Source organism: Armatimonadota bacterium (genome assembly GCA_013314775.1).
Classification (GTDB): Bacteria; Armatimonadota; Zipacnadia; order Zipacnadales; family JABUFB01; genus JABUFB01.
The window spans coordinates 62,095-85,618 of record JABUFB010000013.1 but is presented as its reverse complement, the minus strand read 5'-3'; the positions used below and the strand labels follow the sequence as shown (position 1 = coordinate 85,618).

The following is a 23,524-nucleotide window of genomic DNA, read 5'->3' as shown; positions in this document are numbered from 1 at the left end:
TGAGACAAAGCGAAGCCCACGGCCGGAACGCCGACCGTGGGCTTCGTGACTTTCAAGGATGGCTTGTCATGCAAGCAGATCGCCGATGCGCTCGATGCCTTCCTTGATCTGCTCCATGCTGCAGGCGAAACTGATGCGGAAGTACCCTTCGAGACCCGACGCGCTGCCCGGCACCGTGCTGACCAGGCCGTGGCGCAAGAGGGCCATGCAGAAGTCGTTGGAGTTGTTGATGACCTCGCCCTTCACAGTGCGTCCAAAGAGGCCGGTGATCTCGGGGAAGACGTAGAACGCACCACCGGGATTGGGGCACTTGATTCCCGGGATTGCGTTGAGGGCGGGGACGATGTAGTCACGCCGCTCCTCGAAAGCCGCGCGCATGACGGCTACGGAATCCTGCGGACCGTTGAGCGCTTCCACTGTGGCAGCCTGCGATATGGAGCAGGGATTGGAGGTCTCCTGGCTCTGGATGTCGCCGGCCTTCTTCGCGAACTGCTCGGGCGCGATGAGCCATCCAATGCGCCAACCGGTCATGGCGTAGGTCTTCGCTACACCGTCAACGAGGATCGTGCGGTCCTTCATCCCATCGAGCTGGGCCGGGCTCACGTGGCTGCGTCCGTCGAAGAGGATGTGCTTGTAGATCTCGTCGGAGATGACGATCAGGTCATTTGCGCAGGCCACCTCGGCAATGCCTTCCATGCTCTCACGTGTCAGCACGCCGCCAGAGGGGTTTGAAGGGCTGTTGACGAGAATGGCTTTGGTGCGGGGTGTGACCGCGGCCCGGACTCGGTCGAGATCAGGCTGGAAGTCATCGTCGCCGTAGGTTTCAATGACCACTGGAGTGCCCCCGGCCATCTCCACTTGGGGCACATAGCTGACCCAGTAGGGAGCGAATATGATGACCTCGTCTCCCGGGTCCAGCAAGGTGCGCCAGACGTTCATCAGTGCGTGTTTGCCGCCGTTGCCCACTACCACCTGAGCGGGCGAATAGGACAGCCCCAGGTCGCGCTCAGTGGCGTCGCAGATGGCCTTGCGCAGAGCAACCGTGCCGGAGGCCAGGGTGTACTTGGTGTCCCCGGCGTCGATAGCCCGCTTGGCTGCCTCGCAGATGTGCGCCGGTGTGGGGAAGTCCGGCTCCCCGACGGCGAAGGACAGCACATCTTTGCCCTCGGCCGCGATCTCCTTGGCCAGGGCGTTCATGGCCATGGTGGGTGATGCCTCGACGGACCTGGCGAACTGCGAGATCATGTGAGATTGCTCCATTTGGACCTCCCGGGATCGTTTCGGCGCGGCGTGGCGCCGGCGGTATTTGCTGGTGGTAAGAGCCAGCGGAGACGCTCCATCTCGGCTCGGGCCTCGGGATGCCCGGGGTCCAGCCGGAGGGCGCTTCTGAGAAACCGGTTTGCCTGGGCCATCCGGCCTGTCCGGGCGTAAGCAGCTCCCAGATGATAGTACACTTCCGCGCGCCCCATGCCTGAATGCTGGCGCATCGCACGCTCCAGGTAGAACACGGCCTCGCGGAAATTCCCAAGACGATAGTGGACCCAGCCCAGGCTGTCAATGACATTGGGGTCCAGGGGTAGAGTTGTGGCGGCAATTTCCAGCATTGCCCGGGCCTCCGGCAGATCCACGCCTGCATCCGCCAGGACATAGCCCACATTGTTCAGTTGCATAGCGAACTGCTCTTCACTGATGAGGCGCCGCCGGCGGAGATCTTCAGCGGTCTGCAGGGCGGCTTTCAGCAGGGCGGCGCCTTTGGCTGTCTGGCCGATCTTGATCAGGCATGTGCCCAGCATGTACGGGTCCGCGGCAGGTTGTCGGGCGAGTTCTTGCGCGGCTAGTTGCCACTGCCCGATGGACATCAGGATCTGCGGTGCGGCCGCCGGAAGCATGGGGCTGTTGGGAGCCAGTTCGCGCGATCGTCTGAGGTACTCGAGTGCCGCCCGGCGGTCCAGCGGCTCGCTGTTGGCTATGGTGAAGGCTCTGTTCAGGTAGTAGTGCCCAAGGTAGTCGGTGCGAAGGCGATCCAGCCCGCTCCAGGACCCGGCAGCGAAATAAAGGCCGGCAATCAGGGCTCCAAGGACCGCAAGAGCGATGATCGCCGGGACGCGGCGGCGCATCAGTGGGGCCTCCCGGTGCGTGTCTCAGGCCGCAGGGCGGCAATGCCGTAGTATCCCAGGCCGATGAACACAGTCTGTTCGGCAACCGCCGGCGAGGAGTAGATGCCGTAGGATGTCTTGTGCCGCCAGAGCACCTCACCTGACGGCCGGTCCAGCGCGTACAAGGCGCCGTCGCGGGAACCGATGTACACGACGTCGCCGGAAATCGCCGGGGATGCGAGGATTTCCTCTTCCGTGGGCGTGGCCCAGACAATTTCGCCGGTCTCCCGGGACAGCGCGTAGCAGCGACCGTCCACGCATCCGAAGATTACCAGTTCGTTGCCGACCGCGGCGGCGGAGCGGATGTGGCCGGGAAGCGCACGTTTCCACAGCAGGTTGCCGTCAGCCAGGTTCAGCGCATACAGGGAGTTGTCGTCGGACCCGCAGTAGGCCACGCCGTCAGCGATAGAAGGGGCTGCCGAGATCGGGCCCTGGGTCCGATGCACCCACAAAGGCGCTCCGCTTGCGGCGTCGTGGGCGTGCAGGGCGCCGTCCCAACAGCCGACCACCGCGATTCCGTCTGAGACCGCCGTACTGGCCGATATTTCCCCGGGGAGTTGCTGCTCCCAGGCAACGTTGCCATGCTCAAGATCCAGGCGGAACAGTTTGCCCGAGCGCGTCCCGATGAACAGGCTGTCACCTTCGACGGCGCAACTGGCGCGGATGGATGAGCCGAGCGATGCCTTCCACCGGAGCTGGCCGGACGTCACGTCCACGCCGTAGACCGAGCCGCTGAGGGCTCCCACGCAGACGAGGTCCTCAGTGACTGCGGCAGCTCCCTCGAGGCGGTCGCCGGCGAGGAAGCTCCAGCGCGCCGAACCCTTGCCGGTGTCGATGGCGTAGAGCTTCTTGTCGCGCGACCCCACGTAAGCCAGGTGATCGCGAACCACGGGTGAGGCAACGACTTGGTCTTCGGTCTGGAATTGCCAGGCCACTTCGAGAGGGGGAGAGACCTGCTGGGGGGTCATCGCCCGGTGCGCGGCATTGCGCCCGAACATGGGCCAGACGTCCTCACCTGCGCTGGCCTTGGCGCGCTCTTCCTCCAGGCTGGCGCGGACCTCGGCGAAGGCTGTCGCTCCACGGTCTTCAAGATGCAGCGCCGCAGCCTGCTCCAGGGCCTCCTCGGCCTCCTGGAAATGCCGACGCTGGATAAGCGCGACGGTGAGAGCGTACAGCAGGTGAGGCTTGCGGTGCGTTGACCATGCTTTGCGCAGTTCGGCCAGTTCATCCTCGCCCACGGACAACCGTCCCAGCGCAAAGGCGACAGACCAGGACGCGCCTTGCCCGGAGACCGCTGTCTTCAGCAGGCTGTCCACAGTGCGTGGGTCGTCGATCTCCAGCAACGCCGATGTGATCTCATCGCGCAACTCTGGGGCATCGTCCATGAAGGCCTCAGTCAATGGCTTCACGAAGCGCCGATCCCCAATTGCCGCCGCGGCGCGGGCGGCCAGTGCTCGCACCCGGTAGTCGGCGTTCGCGAGCATGGACAGCAGGTGGCGGTCTAGTTGGCGCAGGTAGGTGGTGGCGAGTTCGCGCACTTCCGGCAGTTCGTCGTCCAGCCCGTGTACCAGGTGGCGGATCAGCCTGGCCTCGAGATGATCCGACAGATGCTGGTACACGTAGCGCCGCACCTTGGGCTCTTCATCACGCATGAGCCGCGCGATGAACTCGCTCTTGCCGTCGCGCAGTTCCCAGAGACGTTTGAACCAGTAGTCAGCGTCCACCTCGCGTGTGAGTGCACTGCGGATGATGAGCCGAAGCTCGTCGGGGCCGATCACCAGATCATCGCGCACGGTGCCGATTAGCCGCAACTCCTCGGGCCCTGTGAGCAACCCGAACTGCTCGTAGCTATTGAGCTCCCGGGTGAGCAGGTCCTGAATGTCGCGCAGGAGCACTTGTGCCCCGGCCAGATCCTTTTCGATGCGGTCCGCGAGGATCTCGTGCACGAGCTCATATTCCCGCTCGCGTCCGCGCCCCACCGGTCGCAGAAGGCCGAGGTCCACGAGGTGCGCCAGGGCGCGCTCAACCAGCTCCCGGTCAACGTTCACCTCGTCGACGATCCGGTCAACCGTCTGCGATGCCTTGAGTTCAGACCCGGATGCCAGAAACACGAGCACTTTGGTCGCGGTGCGCTTTTCGTTGCTGGGCAGCTTGGCCAGCGCCCTCTGCAGATACTGTTCCAGCACCTCGCGCGCACCGCCCACCCGCTCGTAAGTGCGCTCCGTGATCACGCGGCCACCCGGGGAGAGGCTTTCGTACAGGCTGTGCAGGACGATCTGCAACTGGTACGGCTCAACACCGTCGCGGTACAGGTCATTGACGATACGGTGGACCAGGGAGCGTTCCACCTGCATCTCAAAGTTCTGCGCGGGCTTGATGATCGCATCCTCCGCCTGCTCGCGCGTGAGACGGCGCAGGCGGTGCATGTTGTGCATAATCTCGGGGAAGTCTTTCTCAAGCTCGAACAGCTCCCCGAGGTAATCCTCGCGGATGGCGATGAGCAGGCGGAAGTCTTCGGAACAGTGTTCCAGGGCTTCCTTCAGCGCGATGACGGATCGCCGGCGAACCCGGGCGCCCAACTTGACAAAGTACTCCGCAAACTGGTCGAGAAGGATCACAACCCTACGCCCGGTCCGCTCCACCACCTTTGATATGAGAGCCGAGCAGTTCTCGGCGGCAGCCAGCTGTCGGGTGTCGAACCCTGCCTCCTCCACGGCCGCGATGATGGCCTGCTGGATGCTGACGCGAGGGTCGTCACCAACCCGGGCATAGACGACCAGCCACGGGCGCGATTCCTCCGCGTCCGCTTCCTCCGTCTCCTTTCGCAGGGCGTTGAACACGCCGGCGCGCAACAGCGAGGTCTTTCCGACGCCACTGGTGCCGAACAGTACCGTCAGGGGCTTGCTGCGGATCTTCTCCACCACAGCACTGACGTCGGCCTCGCGTCCGAAGTAGAAGTCTTCGTCCTCGGCGTTGAAATGGTCCAGGAAGCGGAAAGGGCCCCCACGCAGGACAGTCATGTCCCGGCGTCCACCACGCTCCCGCCGGCGGTGCCGGACAAGGCGCCCGTGGAGCTTGGCGAAGAAGTCATTGAAGGACCCGGGCTCGCGGCAAAGGAGATGCCGGGACGAGTGGCGGGCTTCCAGCAGCGACATGACATGGGGCTGGTAGCGGTGGTAGTCGGCGCTTGCGGGGTTCTCGATGCGCAGCTCATCGTAGAGCTCGGCATCGGCCATGGGGATCATGCGGTTGATCCAGAAAACCTTACCGCCCTCCCGGGGGATACGCTCAAGGAAAGGCGTGTCCCGGTCCGACATGGCGACGAAGACGCTGAAGAGCTTGAAAACGTCACCCAGGATCGTCTCCAGGCTTCTCGCAACCTCAGTGATTTCCTCGGTGGAGACGGGCAGGAACCGCTGATGGAGATCGCCCCCGCACTTGACGATGGAGATGCGGGTCGATTCCTCCAGGGCGATGCGGATGTCCTTGGGGTCGTCCAGTCCTGCCACGAGGAGGTGGTAGTCCTTGCCGGGTTCCATGTGTTGCGCCCGCAGAGCGCGCTCCAACATGTCATCGGGTTCGGACAGAAAGATCGACGAGTAGTACCCGTCCTTGACGAGGCGCGCCAGGCGAACGTGACCTTCCGCAGGCCTGGCTTCAGCCCCCAGCACTTCCTCCAGCAGCTTGCAGCGTACCTCATGTTCGGGCACACCTTCGGCGAACAGCCGCACAGCCTCGCGTGCCCGTTCGTCTTCCTCGTAGCCTGCCACCCGGTCGCCGGCCCAATTCAACGCCGCGCGCTCGATTGCTCGGTCGATGGGCACGTCGTCGGGGGGGATGGGCACCGTGGACCCGATGAACAGCGCATGCTTCCGCAGTTGGTGCCGGTGCGCCTTGAGGTGCTCGGCGATAATGGGGATCATGGAAGACGTTCACCACACCCACGCCCGGGCCGTATGGCATCGGGCCAAGTGGCACTGCGTAACAAACAAGCCACTCCCCGGAAATCGGTGCACGACACGACGTGGAGTGGCTGGGCATGTCGTCGTTCTGGTGGGCCCGGCCGGATTCGAACCAGCGACCAATCGGTTATGAGCCGACTGCTCTAACCGCTGAGCTACGGGCCCACCTGTACCTGGACCATAAGTATACCCAGCCGCGCGCGACCCACGCAAGGGGTGCAAGGGCAGGAGCATCGGTTTCTTGAGATGCGTGCCGGCTGGGGCCGAACTCGCATTCAGCCTGCCCTTTGCTCTGAACCCTTCTCCCGCAGCCCGCGGGACGGGCGACAACCTGCAGGTGGGGCCGGAAAGCCCCCCGATTGCCGCCCCGCGGTGGACCTTGAGCCCACGAAAGGAGGGCGACAGGCCCTGCCCCGCGCACCGGTTACGGCCGCCCCACGGGGATTGCGGCCCATTCTCGGCGCCACAGGCGGACGGCTCCACCCGAAGGCCGACAGCACACGGCTCGGCGCCAACACCGCGGGCACCGGACACTGGCCTGACACGAGGCCGGCACGCATTCCACAAGACCGATGCTCCTGGGTGCGCAGGGGGGACGCGGGAGCAGGCACAATCACTCAATATAGTCGCGCAGCCGGCGGTTGCGGCCAGGGTGTCGCAGCTTCTTCAGCGCCTTCGCCTCGATCTGACGGATGCGTTCCCGGGTAACCTCGAAGATGTGGCCAACCTCTTCGAGGGTCCGCGAATACCCATCTTCCAGGCCAAAGCGGAGCTTGAGCACCTCGCGCTCGCGCTCACTCAGCTGCTCCAGCACTTTCTCGAGCTGCTCACGCAGGACGAGGTTAGATGCGGCGTCCACCGGGGTGTAGATTTCGTCATCCGGCACGAAATCGCCCAGGTGGCTGTTCTCCTCTTCGCCGACGGGCGCCTCTAGAGACAGCGGCTCCGGAGCGATCCGCCGGATTTCGCTGACGCGCTCCAGGGGCATGTCCATCTCTGCCGCCACTTCCTCCAGGGTCGGCTCTCGCCCCAATTGCTGGAGAAGCTGTCGCGAGGTCTTCACAAGGCGGTTGATTGTCTCCACCATGTGCACCGGGATGCGGATGATCCTGCCCTGGTCGGCAATGGCGCGTGTGATTGCCTGGCGAATCCACCATGTCGCGTACGTGCTGAACTTATAGCCCTTGCGGTAATCGAACTTCTCCACCGCGCGCATCAGGCCCATATTGCCTTCCTGGATCAGGTCCAGGAAGCTCATGGAGGACCGGCCGGTGTACTTCCGGGCGATGCTGACAACCAACCGCAGGTTGGCCTCCGCCAGAGCCTTCACGGCTTCCTCATCCTTGACCTTCATCGAGCTCGGGTCGATGCTTCCCGGGTCTATCTGCTGATTGAACCGCGCCTCGATGGCCGGCCTGTGCGAGACGCCGCGGGCGCCCTGGGCGGGCTTGCAGGCAATGACCTTTAGCGGTGCGTGCTCCGAGCATGTATCGAAGTCGATGCTATAGTCTTCCTGCAGAGCGTAACCAGTCACCCCGACGACGCCCTTCTTGCCCGATGCCACGGTGAACGTGTACCGCATGTTGGCTTCGAGAGGCGCCGCCGGCACGAAGGTAATGCGGCGCAGTTCGTCGTCATAGTGCACGATACCGTTGACGCGGTTGCCGATTGCGTCCACGACCGACACCGTATTGGTGTTCACGGTCTTTGGATCAAGTCGGCGGTCCATGTCGGCGCTGATGCGGGTGCCCGCCGGAATGTCTTGAGCTCCGTGGGGCGGATCGGAGGATATCGCCCGTGGTGCCGCCTTCCGGGCCACTGTCTCGAAATGCACCACGTGATCTTCAGGCAACATTCGGCCGCGCTCGCCACGCAAGCCTCGCGCGCCTCCGACGATCGTCAAAGTGAACCGGTTGCGATGAACCAGGGGTTCATCGGGCACGAACACCAGCGACCACGGGCGCGCTCCCGGCATGACCTGACCGGACACGGCGCGGCCTTTGTCGTCCGCCAGACGCACGTTCTCAGGAACCAGCGTGGACGGGTCAACGGCATCGTTCAGGTGCACATAGATCCGGGCCTCGGCTTCCACATCAGTCGCCCCGTCGCTGGGGTTCGTGGAGATTACCTGGAGTGCAGCCTCGGCTCCGGCCACACGATACGACCAGACGAAATCCTGCTCCAGCGGCCTTCCGAGAAGATCATAGACGCCACTTTCGCCGCCCTTGACCGTCACTGTGTAGACTGTATTCGGCTCCAGGCGCTCGTTGGGTGTGAAAACCAGGGCATTGCGGACCGGGTCGAAAGACACCTCCCCGTCACCCTTCTGGATGCGCCGAGCCAGCGCGACTTCCTGTTGCGCGGTGAGCAGGGGAACGCGGCCGATATCCCGCAGGTACATGCGGACCGAGTCGTCAATGGGTACATCTTCAAGTTCGTCCAGCTCATCCTCGCCAATCTCCTCTACGTCCTCCTCCTCCTCATCTTCGTCCACGATACGAATACCTGCATCCAGGAAGACACGGTAGATCTCTTCGATGTCATCGGTGTCGAGGTCCTCGAGCTCCGACAGACTATCCTGGATCTCGGTATAGGTGACGAAGCCGTTGCGGCGGCCCTTACGGAGCAACCCCTGGATCTCCGGGATCTCCTGGTTGTCCGGGTTCTTCCCCTCTGCCAAGTTACTTCAGCTCCCTTCGTCTGACAACACCTGTAGAACGGTCCGCCATCGCCTGCAAGAACATTCGCTCTGACGGACCAGGCCCGCGCATATCCTCCCAATCGGCTTCACGGGCTGCGCGGGCATGGGGCGCATGGACTATCTGGTGCCTGCGCCGCGCATGCGAGCCATCCACTGCTGGTAAAGGACAATGTCCGGATCGTCCGGAGAATCCTCTCCGGCGTTGATCTTTGCGATCACCCTGCGGCGCAGTTCCTCGAAATCATCCACCGGCGCTGGAGGCGGCAGCTCGTCGTCCACGGGCACTTCATAGTAGCCGCGGTGCCGACCACTCTCGTGGTAAGTCCGTAAGTTCGCGATGTCTGTAGGTATTACCTCCTGCTCCTCCTCTGACAGTTCATCCATCGCGAAGTGCAACGCAGTCTCGTAGACCTGTTCATCACCCTGCAACTGTTCAATGACCTCGGCCGGCGCCCACGGCTGTCCGGATTTGATCTGCGCGGCCACTGCGCGGGCGATCATCTGGTGGGTTCCCTCCGAGAATCGATCCGCATCCACAGCTGCGAACACATCACGCGCGAGACGCTCGTCGGTGAGGGCCGCCCGCAGTAGCTGGCGCTCCGCAACAAGCACCCAGTCCGGCACTTTGGCTGCGAGCCGGGAGACTGCCTCCACCTGGTAGGCCCTGTCTCTCGGTGACTCTGTCCGGTTTCGTGGGCCTGTTCCTCCACGCTCCGCGGCGCGCCGGCGCAATTCCAGTTTGAGCGACCCCTGCATCGCCTCGGTGCGCCCCGGATTGCCCTGGCCCCAGTGGTCGGCTGCCCGTGCGAGATACTCGTCCTGCCTCGCGCGGTCAGGAACACGCAGGAGCACATCCACCACCTGTCGGGCAGCCATCGCGACCCCTTCGGGACCGCGGTCGCGGTACTGCGCGAACAGCAGGTCTATTTCGTACTCGACCGGAGCCCGGCGGTCCTTGAGCACATCCAGGAACGCCTGCGGACCCCGTTCGCGCACACACTCGTCCGGGTCCAGGCCGGATGGCAGAAGGACGATGCTCACCTGGGCCGGGCAACGTTCCAGCATCGGAATGTTGCGCGCTGCCGCGTTCATGCCCGCCGCATCGGCATCGTAGGCCAGGATGATCTCCTCGGCGTACCGGCTCAGCAGGTTGAGATGATCCTGGGTCAGCGCGGTGCCCAGGCACGCCACCACGTTCTCGATCCCTGCCTGGTGCAGGGCGATTACGTCTGTGTACCCCTCCACCACGATCGCCTGTCTCGTCCGGCTAATCGCGGTTCCCGCAAGGTTCAGCGCGTAGACATTCCGACCTTTCTTGAACAGCGGCGTGTCCGGCGTGTTCAGGTACTTGGCCGGATCATCGGCAGCCAGCGCGCGCCCACCAAAGCCGATGATGCGATTCCCGGAATCGATGATCGGGAACATGATGCGGTTGCGGAACACATCATAGTGGCCGCCGCCCGGGCCCTCTTTCGCAAGGCCAGCTTCCGCGGCGACCACAGGGTCGATGCCCTTCTGGCGAAGGTGGCGCAGGAGCCCGTCCCAGGCATCCGGAGCATAGCCGAGCCGGAAATGGCGGATGATTGCTTCCGAAAACCCGCGTCCCAACAAGTATTCCAGGCCGACCTTGCCTTCGCGTGAATGCAGCATCTGCTCGAAGAATTCCGCCGCGATCTGGTTTGCCCGGCGCGCAAGCTGGCTGCGCTTCGCCCGGGCCTCATCGCCGGGGGAGGACTGCCACTGAAGACCCGCGCGTTCGGCCAAGCGCTCGGCGGCTTCCGGGAAGGTGATGTGCTCGATGCGCATCACGAAATCGAACAGGTCGCCGCCGACGCCGCATCCGAAACACTTATAGAGCCCCAGGTCCGGGTTCACGTAGAACGACGGGGTCTTCTCCTGGTGAAACGGGCAGCAGGCCTTGAGCCTCCGACCGGCCCGCTGGAGAGGGACGTGTTCGGAGACGATATCCTCGATGCGGACGCGGCGTCTGATTTCCTCTTTTATTGAATCGTTATCCATTGTGTGACAGTCCGCGGGTGCGTTCGGGGTGGCTCCCGCATCGCCAGTGAGCAGGCGCACGGAGCCTCGTGGCATCACCGTATCCTTCGACGGTGATACCCGGTTTCCTTCCCGCTGATGTTGGTCTGAGAGCCGGGGAAAAATCGTGGACGCCCCCCGACCGGGGAGCGTCCAGTGCCGCAGGCCAGTGCCACGAGAGTACTATCGTGAAGGTCGACTCCTGGTATGTGAGCGAACGGTCGTTGTGCCGCCACCGGGAAGATGACGTGTGTGGCTTTGAACGTAGACTTCCCCGCCGGTGTTAACAGGTCCGAGCGCCCGATTCCCGCGTCCCATGCCGCCCGAAGACGCCCATCCGCCGCCGTCCGCGAACCCACCACCGGGCATCCCGCCCATCGCGCCGCCCATGCCACCCGCGCCGGCCGCCGGAGCAGCAGTGGTGAGCCGTGCGGCAGGCGGACGCGCCTCGGGTTCCCAGATGTGAATGCGGACGACCTTCATGTCATCCAGCAGGAACTCTACGTTGTTTCCCTCGCCATAGTGCATGATCAGATCACGGCTGGCATTGCTGATTCCGCTCACCGTGGGGCCGGCATTCTGCCCCAGGAAGGCGCGGTCAACCGAGGTCCAGATATTAGTGCCCATCGGGCTGCCGCTCTGGTCCGGGTAGCCGTAACGGTTGATCACCGTGCGCATGTCGTCGCCCAGCTTGATCGAACGTTTCGGGTCGCCCATGGCAGTGCGTGCCCAGTCGCACTTGCGTCCGGCCACGGCGATGGCGATGATGTAGCCGTCGCGATCCAGCACGAAGCCCATGACAACCGCGCCCTTGCGGTAGACCCAGAGAGTCTCCTCCGGCTGCATGGAGATCCAGACAGGCGCGGCCCAGTCCGGACAGTTACTCTGGAAGAAGGGGTTCGGGCCGGGAGGCGCGCCACCCACGGAACCGCCATTGGGGCCGGGCGCCGAGCCGCCGCCCGCGGGAGCCTGCGCGGTGGCTTCCTGGCGGGGCTGCGCGCCACCGCCACCCATGAGCCCGGCGAGCATCCCTCCCATTGCCCCCATCATCATGCCGGCCGTGTTGCCCTCATCGGCCATCTGGGCCATGCTCTGGCCGCCGGGAGCACCTGCCATGCCAGGCATACCGCCGGGCATACCGCCAGCTTCGCCTCCGGGCGCCCCGCCGCCGGTTGAAGCTACTGGCGCGGTCGCTCCGCCGCCCTTGACGATCCCGCCGGGCTGTCCGTAGACCTGGATCAGGTGCAGCGCATGCTGGCCGAGCCGAATCCCCGCGAGCTGGACTTCCGCGGCGGATGCGCAGGTGGCCCCCACCGTGATGCAAAGGACCACGAGGGCCAGGCTCCAACCCGGAATCTGCAGTCGGAATGTGGCCATTGGGCTACCGCCCCTTGCTGGACCGGATGCTGTCGCCGGTCGGTGGTGTGTCCGGTGCGGCAGACAGAGCACGAAGACAGCCAGAAACAGTTTCGAAAGCGCCGCTGTTCCAGGGGCTTCCGCCCCTGGCTACAGGCGGACGGCCCCTCCGGGGCCTGAAGGCCAACGCCAAGTTCCGCCGCCCCTGCTCGAATACCGTTGCCGTCTGTAGGGCGGGGGCTTGTACCCCGCCGCGTCGTCGACGTTGCCGTTGGTGGGTCAGGCAATCCTGCCTGACCGCGGTTCGCCGTGGTCTGCCTTCTGCCGCCCCCTTCGGGGGCTCCTGCTACCGGTCGGGCCGCTGTTCCAGGGGCTTCCGCCCCTGGCTATAGGCGAACGGCCCCTCCGGGGCCTGAAGGCCAACGTCACCTTTCTCCGGCCGTGCCTGAATGCCGTTGTCGTCTGTGGGGCGAAGGCTTGCACCCCGCCGCGCCGTTTGTCGTTGCCGTCTGTAGGGCGGGGGCTTGTACCCCGCCGCGTCGTCGACGTTGCCGTTGGTGGGTCAGGCAATCCTGCCTGACCGCGGTTCGCCCTTGCCCGTTTTCCGCCGCCCCCTGACGGGGGGTCATCCTATCGGTCGGGCCGCTGTTCCAGGGGCTTCCGCCCCTGGCTACAGGCGGACGGCCCCTCCGGGGCCTGAAGGCCAACGCCAAGTTCCGCCGCCCCTGCTCGAATACCGTTGCCGTCTGTAGGGCGGGGGCTTGTACCCCGCCGCGTCGTCGACGTTGCCGTTGGTGGGTCAGGCAATCCTGCCTGACCGCGGTTCGCCCTTGCCCGGCTTCCGCCGCCCCCTGACGGGGGGTCATCCTATCGGTCGGGCCGCTGTTCCAGGGGCTTCCGCCCCCGGCTACAGGCGGACGGCCCCTCTGGGGCCTGAAGGCCAACGTCCAGACGGGGGCGTCTGACGACGGCCGCGCCTCGCGGTGCTAGTCCCGGAAACCCTCGGGTGCTGTCGCGGTTGCGGGCAGGCCCGAACGGGTGGGATTCGCGCCGATTCCCGACGCAGGCAGCCGAACTGGCGCTGTCCCGCGCAGGTCCGTCTCCCATATCTCGATTCCGACAACCTTCATCTCTCGCAGAGTGAAGGTGATGTTATTGGCATATCCGAAGTGGAGACGCACGTCACGGGAGAACCCGTCGCCGCTGAGGTTGTTCACGCTCTCCGGATACCCGTAGCGCTCCACAACTTTCTGAAAATCGTCTCCGAGCTTGATGGTCCGCTTCGGCTCGCCCATTGCGGTTCGGATCCAGTCGGCCTTCTTGCCGGACACCGCGATCTTCACCACGTAGCCGTCTCGGTCAAGCACGAATGCGAGAGCGACGCCTTTGCGCCAGTAACACCACATCTGTTCCTTCGTGGTCATCTGGGTGTGGACTGGCTCTGCCCAGGTCTGCAAATCGAAGTCATCGGCGAAGCGCCGGGAACCGCGCGTGCCGCCCAAGGCACCGGTGGCCCGTGCGGCGGCGACGGTCGCCCCGGCCTGCGCGCCGATCTGGGCTCCCATGTCTGCCCCGGCCTGGGTCATTCGACCAATGTCGCCGATCCGCCCCGCTTCGAGCGCGGCGGCAAAGCCCATCTCCGAGCCGGCGGCGGCACCAGCCGCCGCGCCCACTTCGGCCCCCTGCTGGATTGCCGGATTGAGCACATCAGCCGTCGTTCCGCCCGCCTGACCACTGGCTGCACCGCCACCGGCAGCAGCGGCGCCGAGACCCACAGAGCCTGGGCCGGTGGAGCCGAGGATCACGCAGTCAGGCTGGCCGTAGACCTGCATGACATTGTGCGCGTGCTGGCCCAGTCGCACGCCGGCCAACTGGATTTCGTTGGCCAGGGCGACCGTGCAGGTGAGTGTGGCGACGAGCACGGCGACGAGGGCCGGGAACCACAGCCGCTTCGCACGCATGGCAAGAGAGCCCCTTTCGGCAACAGGCGGCTTAGAAACACGGGTAGGGAAGGGTCGCGGGCATTCACCAAGACCCGCCGCCGTTCCGGCCAATCCGGAACCCCGGCGACGCCTGTCGCCCGAACCCATGGTTACCCGGTGCGGAGTATAGCACAATCCCGCAACCGTCCGCAACGTGTGCCTGCGGCAGGTCTGCGATTCTCTCAGTGTAATGCTTCTGCGGAGATGGCATTCACGGAAACCCAGGTGACATTGACCATGCAGGATCAAGATTAGCCGGCCGCACTGCAATTGCCGGAGGCGCCGCGGACTACTGTTAGGCAAGGCACACAGCTGACAGGCTGTTGTGAGCACAGGGCGTATCGCAAGCTCACGGCGTAGCGAGCCCAAGGCGTCGGGGCCCTGCCCCATAGCAATTGCGGGCGAACGCCCCGTAACGCACTTGACCACGGACTGCGTGTCGGCGGCTGCGCATCGTTGTCCGAGGTAATCATGGCAAACAGGGAGAGCGTGTGGTGTCGGTGTGTTCAGACACGCCCGGACCTGCGCTCAGATGACAAGCGAATGCCGGCAAGGCTGAAACGCACCCGTCAGAATGTGCCAACTTTTCAACGCTCCAGCGGCCTGCCGTTGTGTCTCATGTCGTCACGAGCTCTGCCAGCTTACGGCCAAGATCGCAAGCAGCCTGCATCGCCCAGTCCACCTGTGCCACCTCGCCGCGCCTGGTGACGCCGGGCACGCCGAGGCACCCCGCGACGGGCATTTGCAGGTAGCCCAGGGATCGCTCCACCATGGCGAAGAGCAGATCGGCGACGCCCGGGTCTTCTTCCTCGAAGGGAGAGACGATGGCTGCCGGCTTGCCGGCGATGAGCTTGCGGCTTTCGGGGCAGTTGAAGTAGACGAGGCGGTCGATGAAGGCCTTGAGGAGCGCGGTCGGGCCGTACCAGTAGACGGGAGAGCCCAGCACCAGTGCTTTGGCTTCGATGATGCGCCGGTACAGGTCGCACATGTCGTCGTCCTGGAGGCAGACGCCGTCCTTCCAGCAGGCGTGGCAGCCGATGCATTCCCGGATATTCAAGTCGGCAAGGTGCACAGCCTGGCCGGAGACGCCGGATTCAGCGGCGGACTTGAGGACTTCGGAAACAAGGACGTCCGTGTTGCCGCCGATGCGTGGACTGCCGATGATGCCGAGGATGTCGCTCAAGTGAAAGGTCCTTCCTTCGGGAAAGGTCCTGGGGTCAGAGCCCTCTGATGGTGACGGTGAACTCGGTTCCAGGGTCACAGTTCGGATTCCTGCACGGCCCATCAATGGTACCGTCGGCGCTCAGCAAGCGCAAGACTACACAGGCAGGAAGAGCGCCCCGGTGCGGGGAACCAACGCCTCGTGCGTATGATTTCGCCCAACCCACGAACAAGAATATGCCGCTCAACACGCCTCGAGTGGCGAAGCCGCGGCGTACAAATGGGGATGACGCATCGATGACTTGGGGCTCTGCCGTGCTCTTGGCGACGGTCCTGACGGTCTCCGGTTTCGCGGACGTGACGCTGGTGCGTGACCGTCAGCCGCAGGCGACGATCCATGTTGCGGTGGACGCCAGTCCGCCGGAGCGTTTCGCTGCCGAGGAGATTCGGAGGCACCTTGAGAAGGCCACCGGGGCCCGGCTGCAGATCGAGGCAGGCGCACCAGCTGCGGATACACCGGCTGTCATTGTGGCGCTTGTTGCGAATGCCCCGTCATTGGGGGTGGAGTTGACTGGAAAGGAGCGCCGACTGGGTATCGAGGGGCTTGCGCGGCGCACCGACGGCACTCGCCTGCTCATTCTCGGCGGCGGGCCGCGGGGAGTCGTCTATAGCGCGTATGACTTCCTGGAAAGCCTCGGATACCGCTGGTACTGGCCCGGCGAACTGGGCGAGGTGACCCCGGAGCTGACCGCAGTTACCGTAACGGAATTGGAGCGCACCTTCGAGCCGTCCTTCGCCCGCCGACACGCGATGGGTGGAGGCGGCGCGGAGGACCCGGCGTGGAACAGGGACGTGAAGGACTGGCTTACCAAGAACCACCAGAACTTCTGGGTGCATCCCCTGGCGGATGATCCGGACTTCATGCTCAAACGCGGGGGCACCTACACGAAGGTGGGCTCCGGCCACAACTGGCAGCATATCATCCCGGCGGAACGGTACTTCCGGGATCATCCGGAATACTTCGCGCTGGTACGGGGGAAGCGCATACCCAATGGGCAGCTCTGCCTGACCAACCCCGATGTGCAACGCCTGCTCAAGGAGTACGCCGTGGCAGGAGCGGCGAAGATGGCCGCAGACCCCGACGTGTTGTTCATCGACATGACCCAGAATGATGGCGATGACTGGTGCGAATGCCCGGAATGCCAGGCCATCGATGGAAGAGATCCCTCGACTCACGCGGACATTCTGCTCTGGGCGCTGAACCCTATCGCAGAAGCTGTTGCTCAGGAATACCCGGGCGCGATGCTGCACACCTACATCTATGCGGGCGCGGATGGGCCCCCCAATTGGATCAAGCCCGCGGCCAACATCCACTGCGAGCAGACCAATTACTGCTACAACTACGGCGTGAGCTTCCTGCGCCCGGGCGGCCCCCAGGAGCGGTTCAAGCAGAAATTCGACGCATGGACCGATCTGGCCACGGTGCGTGGGGTGTATGAGTATTTCGGATTCTACAACTGGCTCGAGGCGCTGCCCGTCAGTCTGTACCGGCTGCAGGACGAAGTCCGCTACTACAAGGCGAACAACGTCCACGGGTTCTATTCCGAGACCCAGCAGCGGTGGGCGACGAACCACCTGCTCTACTATGCTTTCAGCCGGGTGTGGTGGGATCACACCACCGACGTCCCCGCCATGCTTGACGAGTTCTTCCGGCTCTTCTACGGACCCGCCGAGGGACCGATGCGCGAGTTCTACCTGGCGCTGGAGACATCCGGCGGACCTGACCGGTATGTGAGCGGGAACGAGTTTGACCTGTATATGCTCTACCCCAGGGCGCTGCGAGACAAGTGTCGGGCGTGGCTGAACGAGGCAGCGACGCTTGCTGCGAACGACGCCAAGGTGAGGGCGCGGATCGCTTTTGTCGAGCTGGGCTGGGACTATACCGAGAAGCACCTGGAGGCCATGGATGCCCACCAGGCATTCAGACAGGACCCGTCGCCTGAAAACCGCGCTGCTGCGCGAGACGCATGGGAGGCCTACGTGGCGTGCTTCGACCAGTACGCAGGCACCCATGCCTTCGACGAGGGTGACCTGCGGAGCTTCAGGGCACGAGCCGAGAAGCAACTGGCAGCCTACCGTCTGGACCTTGCAGCCCTGCCCCCGGGCGAGATCAGCTACAGTGACGCCTACAATAAAGGCGGCAATGCCCGGCTGCACGGGACGGTTCAGGGTTTCTACGACGGCATTTGGGGGCTATGCCTGCACCCACGCGGGAAGGGATCGCTCACCTACGAACTGGGTGCGCAGGACGGGCACAGTCTGGCGCAGTTGCGCGTGTCTCTCTACACCTCGCGGCCAGAGGGGACCACGGCCGTGGTGGAGGTCTCGCTGGATGGCGAGACTTGGGCCCCGGTGGCCGAAGACCGGGCGCTGTCGTGGCATGACGAATTCGACCTGACCGATACAGTCAAGGGCAAGCCCCGGTGCTTCTTGCGGGTTCGTTATGCCAGCGAACTGGAGCGAGATGTCGCCCTGGTGCACGGGATCAAGATCGACGGGAAAGTGGATTAGCCCGGGTCAGGCACAAGGCATTCGGACAGAAATGGCGAATGTAGGCAGATCATAACCTACGGCCGGCCCGCCATGACGGAGCCGTTGCCGTTTCGCAACCCGGACGAACACTGCACCGCGTTCAAGGAGGACACATGACCCCTCGCGAGCGTTTCCTCGCCGTCGCAAAGCGCCAGCCGGTGGATCGCATGCCCTACATTTTCGGAGGCCCGAGGGCTTCAACGTTCGCGGCTTGGCGCAAGCAGGGCTTATCCGAAGAGCAGATGCGCAACTGGGCCGCTTTCACCGGCGCCGATGGCGCAATGGGCATCGGCAAGCTCTACTGCGGGCCGGTGCCACCTTTCACGGAAATCGTGATCAAGGAAGAGGGCAACTATCGCTGGTGGCGCGACCACTGGGGTGTGTACCGGAAGGACGCAATCCACCAGCCCACTGAAGGCTTTGTCACTCGTAGCTACATCGAGCATTTCGTGAAGGACTGGGCCACCTGGGAGGAGATGAAATCCCATTTCGACCCGCATTCGCCCGAACGCACCGGGCCGGGTGGCGACGGCGCGCCACTGACCGACCTCAATCCAAACAAGTACCGGCATGTGGGGGACGGCCCGGGCTGGACGGCCTACGTAGACAAGGCCAATGCCAGCGAGTACCCCGTAACGGTAGTGGTCCCGGGCCTGTACTGGACGCTGCGGGATATGTGCGGTTTCGAGGGTCTGTCCATGCTGTTCTACGACCAGCCAGACCTGGTGCACGAGATGATGGAATTCTGGACATGGTTCCTGATCGAGCTTCTGGACGAGCCACTGTCAGCGATCAAAGTGGACCACGTGATTCTCAATGAGGACATGGCGTACAAGGGGCAGTCGATGATCTCCCCGGCGCACATGCGGGAATTCATGCTGCCCCGCTACAAGAAGCTCTACACCTTCCTGAAGGAGAAGGGCGTGGATATCGTCGACATGGATTCCGACGGATACAACGGCCAGATCCTGTCCGTAATGTACCCGGCGGCCATTGACGCGATTTCGCCCATCGAAATCGCTGCGGGGAATGATCCGGAGGTCATCCTGCGGGAAAACCCCGGCATCTTCATCCACGGCGGCATCGACAAGCGCGAGCTGCGGTTCGACAAAGCTCGGGCGCGGGTCGAGGTAGCCAGACGCTACAAGACCGCGCGGGAGTATGGTGGTTACATCCCGTCCGTGGATCACGGAGTGCCGCCGGACATTCCGCTGCGCACCTTCCTGTACATGGTGGAACTGCTCAAAGGTTTCGCAAACGGAGAGGACATCGACACCTACGAGCCCCCGTGCGAGCTCGAGAAGCAACTGGGGCCGATTGAGGAGATGTTCGACCCGCGCAAGGCCATCGCCCAGGCATACGCCATGGGTGAAGAGATGGGTGAATCATGAAGCCCCAAGTCACCCGGAGAAACTGCGTCCAAAGTTTCTTCGGCGACTTCCCGGACTGCCGGGCCGCCCAGAAGCCAGGCGACGCGCAGGGCCAGACCGGGAAGGGCGCTGAGTAAGCTGCGTGGGGTTCGCCGAAGCCGCTGAACAGCGATGACCGGGATGCTGAGAGCCCGGGATGGCGCGCTTGGTGGTCCTGGGGCCCAAGTTGCACGGATATGCGGGTAACGAACTCGACCAGGAAGTGACTGACGAGACCCTCGCCGGCGGAACCTTGGCCCTGTACTCGTGTGGCAGCACCGGGTCGGAGTTGCGCGATGTGAGGTGGTGTCCCGCGTGGCAATCCGTCCGCAGGAACCAGCGTGTCTCCCGTTGCCCCGTGCGCGATGGATGCCGCGCCCGCGAAGAACTGCGTGCATTATCCCGCCAAAATGTATATTATCGTCCGACGGCGCCCAAAGGAGTGGCGCGCCTTCAACCACTGACAGGGACGCGATGACCATAGCCTCCGAAATCACCACAGCCACCACTAGTAGCACCGCAATTGAGACATCCAGGACAGGCGCCATCACACCACGCGCGATCGCGATTGCCTTCGTACTCGTGATCGCCTTCACCGTCGCCGGATGCTTCTCGGTGCTCCTGCGTTACGAAATCATCGGCACCGGATACCTCCCCCGGGGCGCTGTTGCGCTGCTTCTGGCGCTCATCGCCGGCAATGCGGTCCTCCGGGGTCTGAAGAGGATGCGCATCAAGCCGCTTGCGGCGCACGAACTGATGCTGATTTTCTTGCTCCTCATGGTCGTGGGGGCCATCGCAGGGCAGGAGTTCGCCCAGCACTTCTACCTGAAGCTTGTCGGCCTGGTCTATTACGCGACCCCCGATATCGCTCCACCCGACCTGTACCTGGACAAGCTGAATCCCATGCTGCTGCCGGACACCGACCCGGAAGGGGTTGTCGCGCGGTGGGCCCATGAGGGCCTGCCTCCGGGGCAGGTGATGCCCTGGCGCGCGTGGGTGCGGCCTTTGCTGATCTGGACCCCGTTCTTCCTGGCGGTCTACTGGATGGTGCTTTGTTTCGCGGCCACGCTGGCGTGGCGCTGGGAGCAGGAAGAGAAGCTGCTCTACCCGCTGGTCCAGGTGCCTGTGGAGATCGTTCACGGCGAGCCCTCCGCCGCCTCCTCCATGCTGCGCGACCGCCTGGTGTGGGCGGCCTTTGTACTCCCGTGCATCCACTACACCCTCCAGGGACTGCACGGTTACTGGCCGGAGATCCCCTTCATCAATCTTGAACAGGACCTGAAGGTGCGGTTCACCGGTCCGATGTCGGCCTTCAACGGCATATTGCTGTACATGCGGATGGACATGATCGGCATCGCCTACCTGCTGTCCTCCGAGGTCAGTTTCTCGCTCTGGTTCTTCTATCTTTTCCGCCGCATCCAGCTGTTCACCCGCCTCGCCTTCGGCATCACATCCAACTCCAACCCATTCTTCACCCTCCAGACCACCGGGGGGTACATTGTGCTCGCCGGAGCGTTGCTGTATTCCGCGCGCGAGCACCTGCGTCGGGTATTGGCGATTGCCTTCGGCTTCGTGCGTCCCACCCCGGACGAACCGGACGCGAAGGAGCCCTACAGACTCGCGGTGTTCGGCTTCCTGGGCGCCTTCGTATTCCTTGTCTGGTGGTGCAGCTATTTCGGAATGAACACCGTCTGGGCTGTGGCTCAATATGTGTTCTTCCCGCTTGTGGGCATGGTGGTGGCGCGGGTCATCTGTGAGGCCGGCATGTTCGTGTACAGTGCGCCGATCGGCGGCTACACCGCGGGGTACAACGAGGCTTTGTTCACGCTCTTCGGTGTCAAGCGCATTGGCACGATGAATGTCACCTTGATGACCATGACGAGCTGGTGCCAGATTCGATCCACCGCCACGCAGAACTCGGCCTCCGTCTTTCAGGGATACCGTATGGCCTCGGAGATGGGCGCCAGGCGCGGGGATATCATGCTCCTGTCCATCGCGGCGGTGGCGCTGGCGATCGTCGCCTGCCACATCACCGCGCCGTGGATCATCTACAACTATGGTGCGCCGAAACTCGCGGAATGGCCGAGCAGGGCGGGGCTGGACAGCACCCGCGGCCTGGCTAATCTCCTGCAGAAACCCACGACCATGCTCCTCGGCGACTGGGCGTCCCTTGGGCTGGGCGCAGTCACCACCTGGGCGTTGTTCGCGCTGCGGCGCCAGTTCATCTGGTGGCCCCTGCACCCCCTCGGCTTTGTGACCTGGCTGAGCTGGCCCATCGACCGCTACTGGATCTCGATTTTCATCGGCTGGATGCTGAAGACCGCTGTGTTGCGCTTCGGCGGATTCCGGACCTTCCGGCGCTTGCGGCCAGTGGCCTTCGGGCTTGTGCTGGGCATGAACGTGATTTTCACGATCTGGCTGATCGTCCATATGATCTGGCCCGGCCCACCGGCGATTCTGGTTGACTAAGAGCCCCACGGTGCGCGAACGACCGGCCGGCGACCGCCATGGATGCCGGCCGGTCTTTGTTCTCACAAACGTCCCCGAGTCGGCATCCTCCGTCGTCATGCTCCAAGCGGCCCGAGCCAGCGCCGAATCTCGCCTGAATCGGGGTCTTTCCGAGCCCGAGCTTCCGGCGATGATGTGCATAGTACGGGCAGGCGCTACCCTGTTTCGATGATTGAACCGGGAGGTACGTGAACGTGAGATCAGGGCATGGGGGGCGCATCAAGGGTTGTCGCACTTGGTCTGATCGCGTTCGCCACCGCTTACGGGCAGGCTCAGCAGGGGGCCATGATGAGCCCGATGACCGAGCTGCACGAGGCGCTTGATCCCGCGGCGGTTGCGGATGAGCCGGAATCGGACGCCGGTTCTGGGGATGATGCACAGGTGGCTGCTGCATGCGACGACGACGCGGAGCCATGCGCCGACGGGGACCTGCGAATGGCTGGTTCATCCCCCGCCCAAGCGGGCGCATCGCTGTCAATGGCGCCGTCGGGCTGGTCGCCGAGAGGACGCGACGCATGGAGCATGCTTGTGCTGAGCGGGGAGCAACTGCGCATCCCCAACGGTCCCCGGAGTGACTTCCACGGCGATGGGCTCGCCCTGCGTTTCAGCCGGCGCGAGACGAAGCGCAAGGAGACGGCGCTGGAGGGTTTCGTCCACGCGCATGACCGGGCCGCATTCCACCGACCTGACAGCGGCTCTGCTCGTGGAACGCCGCTATTTCCGGCGGCGTCTGGGGCACGCGGGTTACTGGGAACTGGGCATCGGTCTGTCGCACCTGAGCAACGGGGTCGCCGAGCAGGGCACCCGGACGAATTTCGTGGAACACGCGGGGGCGGGAGTGCAGTGGCCGATGGGGGATGATGCATCGTGGGGGCTGGGCCTGCGGTTCCAGCACGTCTCCAACGCGGGCCGCGAGGACCCGAACATTGGCCTGAACGTCCTCGTCCTCGCGGTGTCGTACACGCTGTACCGGTGAGGGGGAGGAGAATCAGCTACTCCCCCTACCGCATCACCTCGAACCCCTGCTCCTCGAAGTGCGCGTCAAGGGTGAATGCAGTGCCTATTCCCATCTCGCGCATCACGACGAAACTCACGCAGTCCACGAGGCTCAGGTCGCGACGGTTGCTGATCGTTACGGCTGCCCCCGCCAACTCGTGTTCCTCGCGTGTGACCCAGTGAACCGAAAGGGCAGGCAGGAAGACGCCGTCGAGGAGTGCGATGCCGGCCATCCCGAATCTGCGCTGGACCAGGGCGTGGAGTTCCAGGACCACATAGTTGGTGGTCACGAGAGTCCCGCCGGAGTCCATGCACCGATCCCACAGCGGCTTGATGCGCGGGTGGTTCGCATCGTCATTGCTCATCACCGCGAGCAGCGCAGAGGTGTCTACGAAGATGGTCACCGGTCGAATGCCTCCGCGAGGTAGTCATCGTGCCGCTCAGCCAGGTCCGATGGGCCGCCTCGAAGAGCCCCGGCCATCTCCTTGGCCCTGCGCCGGATCTCGTCCTGCGTCGGTCGCCGGACGTCGCGCACGAACGCTTCTATGCTCTGGCGGATGATCTCGGCCATCGAAACCCCGCGCTCCTGAGCGATTTGCCTGATGATCTCAGCCTGCTGTGGCGTGAGTTGGATCTGCGTGCGGACCACGGCGGAATCCTCCAT

At 64.1% G+C, this 23,524-nt stretch carries 13 protein-coding genes, 1 tRNA gene and 3 pseudogenes; 4 read left to right on the top strand and 13 right to left on the bottom strand.

The window, feature by feature from the left end:
* Positions 1-66: 66 nt before the first annotated feature.
* From HPY44_17140 to HPY44_17090, 11 genes and pseudogenes are all read right to left on the bottom strand, one after another.
* Positions 67-1,245, bottom strand: coding sequence for a pyridoxal phosphate-dependent aminotransferase (locus HPY44_17140; protein NSW57735.1), 1,179 nt, complete (start codon positions 1,243-1,245; stop codon positions 67-69).
* Complete coding sequence (locus HPY44_17135; protein ID NSW57734.1) at positions 1,242-2,117, bottom strand: tetratricopeptide repeat protein; 876 nt, start codon at positions 2,115-2,117, stop codon at positions 1,242-1,244. Before HPY44_17135 ends, HPY44_17140 begins: the two co-directional genes overlap by 4 nt.
* Complete coding sequence (locus HPY44_17130) at positions 2,117-6,079, bottom strand: PQQ-binding-like beta-propeller repeat protein (protein ID NSW57733.1); 3,963 nt, start codon at positions 6,077-6,079, stop codon at positions 2,117-2,119. Before HPY44_17130 ends, HPY44_17135 begins: the two co-directional genes overlap by 1 nt.
* 128 nt (positions 6,080-6,207) lie before the next feature.
* A tRNA-Ile gene (locus tag HPY44_17125) sits at positions 6,208-6,283 on the bottom strand.
* A gap of 1,321 nt (positions 6,284-7,604) precedes the next feature.
* Positions 7,605-8,093 (bottom strand): annotated as a pseudogene (locus tag HPY44_17120) (Ig-like domain-containing protein).
* A 336-nt stretch (positions 8,094-8,429) separates the two neighbouring features.
* Positions 8,430-8,519 (bottom strand): annotated as a pseudogene (locus HPY44_17115) (hypothetical protein).
* Between the two features lie 33 nt (positions 8,520-8,552).
* Positions 8,553-8,798: pseudogene (locus HPY44_17110) on the bottom strand (RNA polymerase sigma factor RpoD).
* A 138-nt stretch (positions 8,799-8,936) separates the two neighbouring features.
* A complete protein-coding gene (locus tag HPY44_17105) occupies positions 8,937-10,913 on the bottom strand; it encodes a DNA primase (GenBank protein ID NSW57732.1) in 1,977 nt (658 codons plus the stop codon).
* A gap of 126 nt (positions 10,914-11,039) precedes the next feature.
* A complete protein-coding gene (locus tag HPY44_17100) occupies positions 11,040-12,233 on the bottom strand; it encodes a hypothetical protein (GenBank protein ID NSW57731.1) in 1,194 nt (397 codons plus the stop codon).
* Between the two features lie 965 nt (positions 12,234-13,198).
* Positions 13,199-14,173, bottom strand: coding sequence for a hypothetical protein (locus HPY44_17095; GenBank protein ID NSW57730.1), 975 nt, complete (start codon positions 14,171-14,173; stop codon positions 13,199-13,201).
* 637 nt (positions 14,174-14,810) lie between these two features.
* Entirely contained in the window at positions 14,811-15,479 is a 669-nt protein-coding gene (locus tag HPY44_17090; GenBank protein NSW57729.1) for a flavodoxin family protein, read from the bottom strand.
* Between the two features lie 173 nt (positions 15,480-15,652).
* Here HPY44_17090 and HPY44_17085 point away from each other — a divergent pair, with 173 nt between their 5' ends.
* The 4 genes from HPY44_17085 to HPY44_17070 all read left to right on the top strand — a co-directional run bounded on the left by HPY44_17085 (position 15,653) and on the right by HPY44_17070 (position 22,840).
* Positions 15,653-17,926, top strand: coding sequence for a DUF4838 domain-containing protein (locus tag HPY44_17085; protein NSW57728.1), 2,274 nt, complete (start codon positions 15,653-15,655; stop codon positions 17,924-17,926).
* Between the two features lie 134 nt (positions 17,927-18,060).
* Entirely contained in the window at positions 18,061-19,338 is a 1,278-nt protein-coding gene (locus HPY44_17080) for a hypothetical protein (protein NSW57727.1), read from the top strand.
* Between the two features lie 492 nt (positions 19,339-19,830).
* The gene (locus HPY44_17075; GenBank protein NSW57726.1) at positions 19,831-21,825 is read left to right on the top strand and encodes a hypothetical protein; all 1,995 of its coding nucleotides are present in this window, start codon (positions 19,831-19,833) and stop codon (positions 21,823-21,825) included.
* A gap of 700 nt (positions 21,826-22,525) precedes the next feature.
* Positions 22,526-22,840: an acyloxyacyl hydrolase gene (locus tag HPY44_17070; GenBank protein ID NSW57725.1), complete on the top strand. Its 315-nt coding sequence runs from the start codon at positions 22,526-22,528 to the stop codon at positions 22,838-22,840.
* Between the two features lie 25 nt (positions 22,841-22,865).
* Here the strand turns inward: HPY44_17070 and HPY44_17065 are convergent, their stop codons facing one another.
* Entirely contained in the window at positions 22,866-23,264 is a 399-nt protein-coding gene (locus HPY44_17065; protein ID NSW57724.1) for a PIN domain-containing protein, read from the bottom strand.
* Entirely contained in the window at positions 23,261-23,509 is a 249-nt protein-coding gene (locus HPY44_17060) for a ribbon-helix-helix protein, CopG family (protein NSW57723.1), read from the bottom strand. Before HPY44_17060 ends, HPY44_17065 begins: the two co-directional genes overlap by 4 nt.
* Positions 23,510-23,524 lie beyond the last annotated feature (15 nt).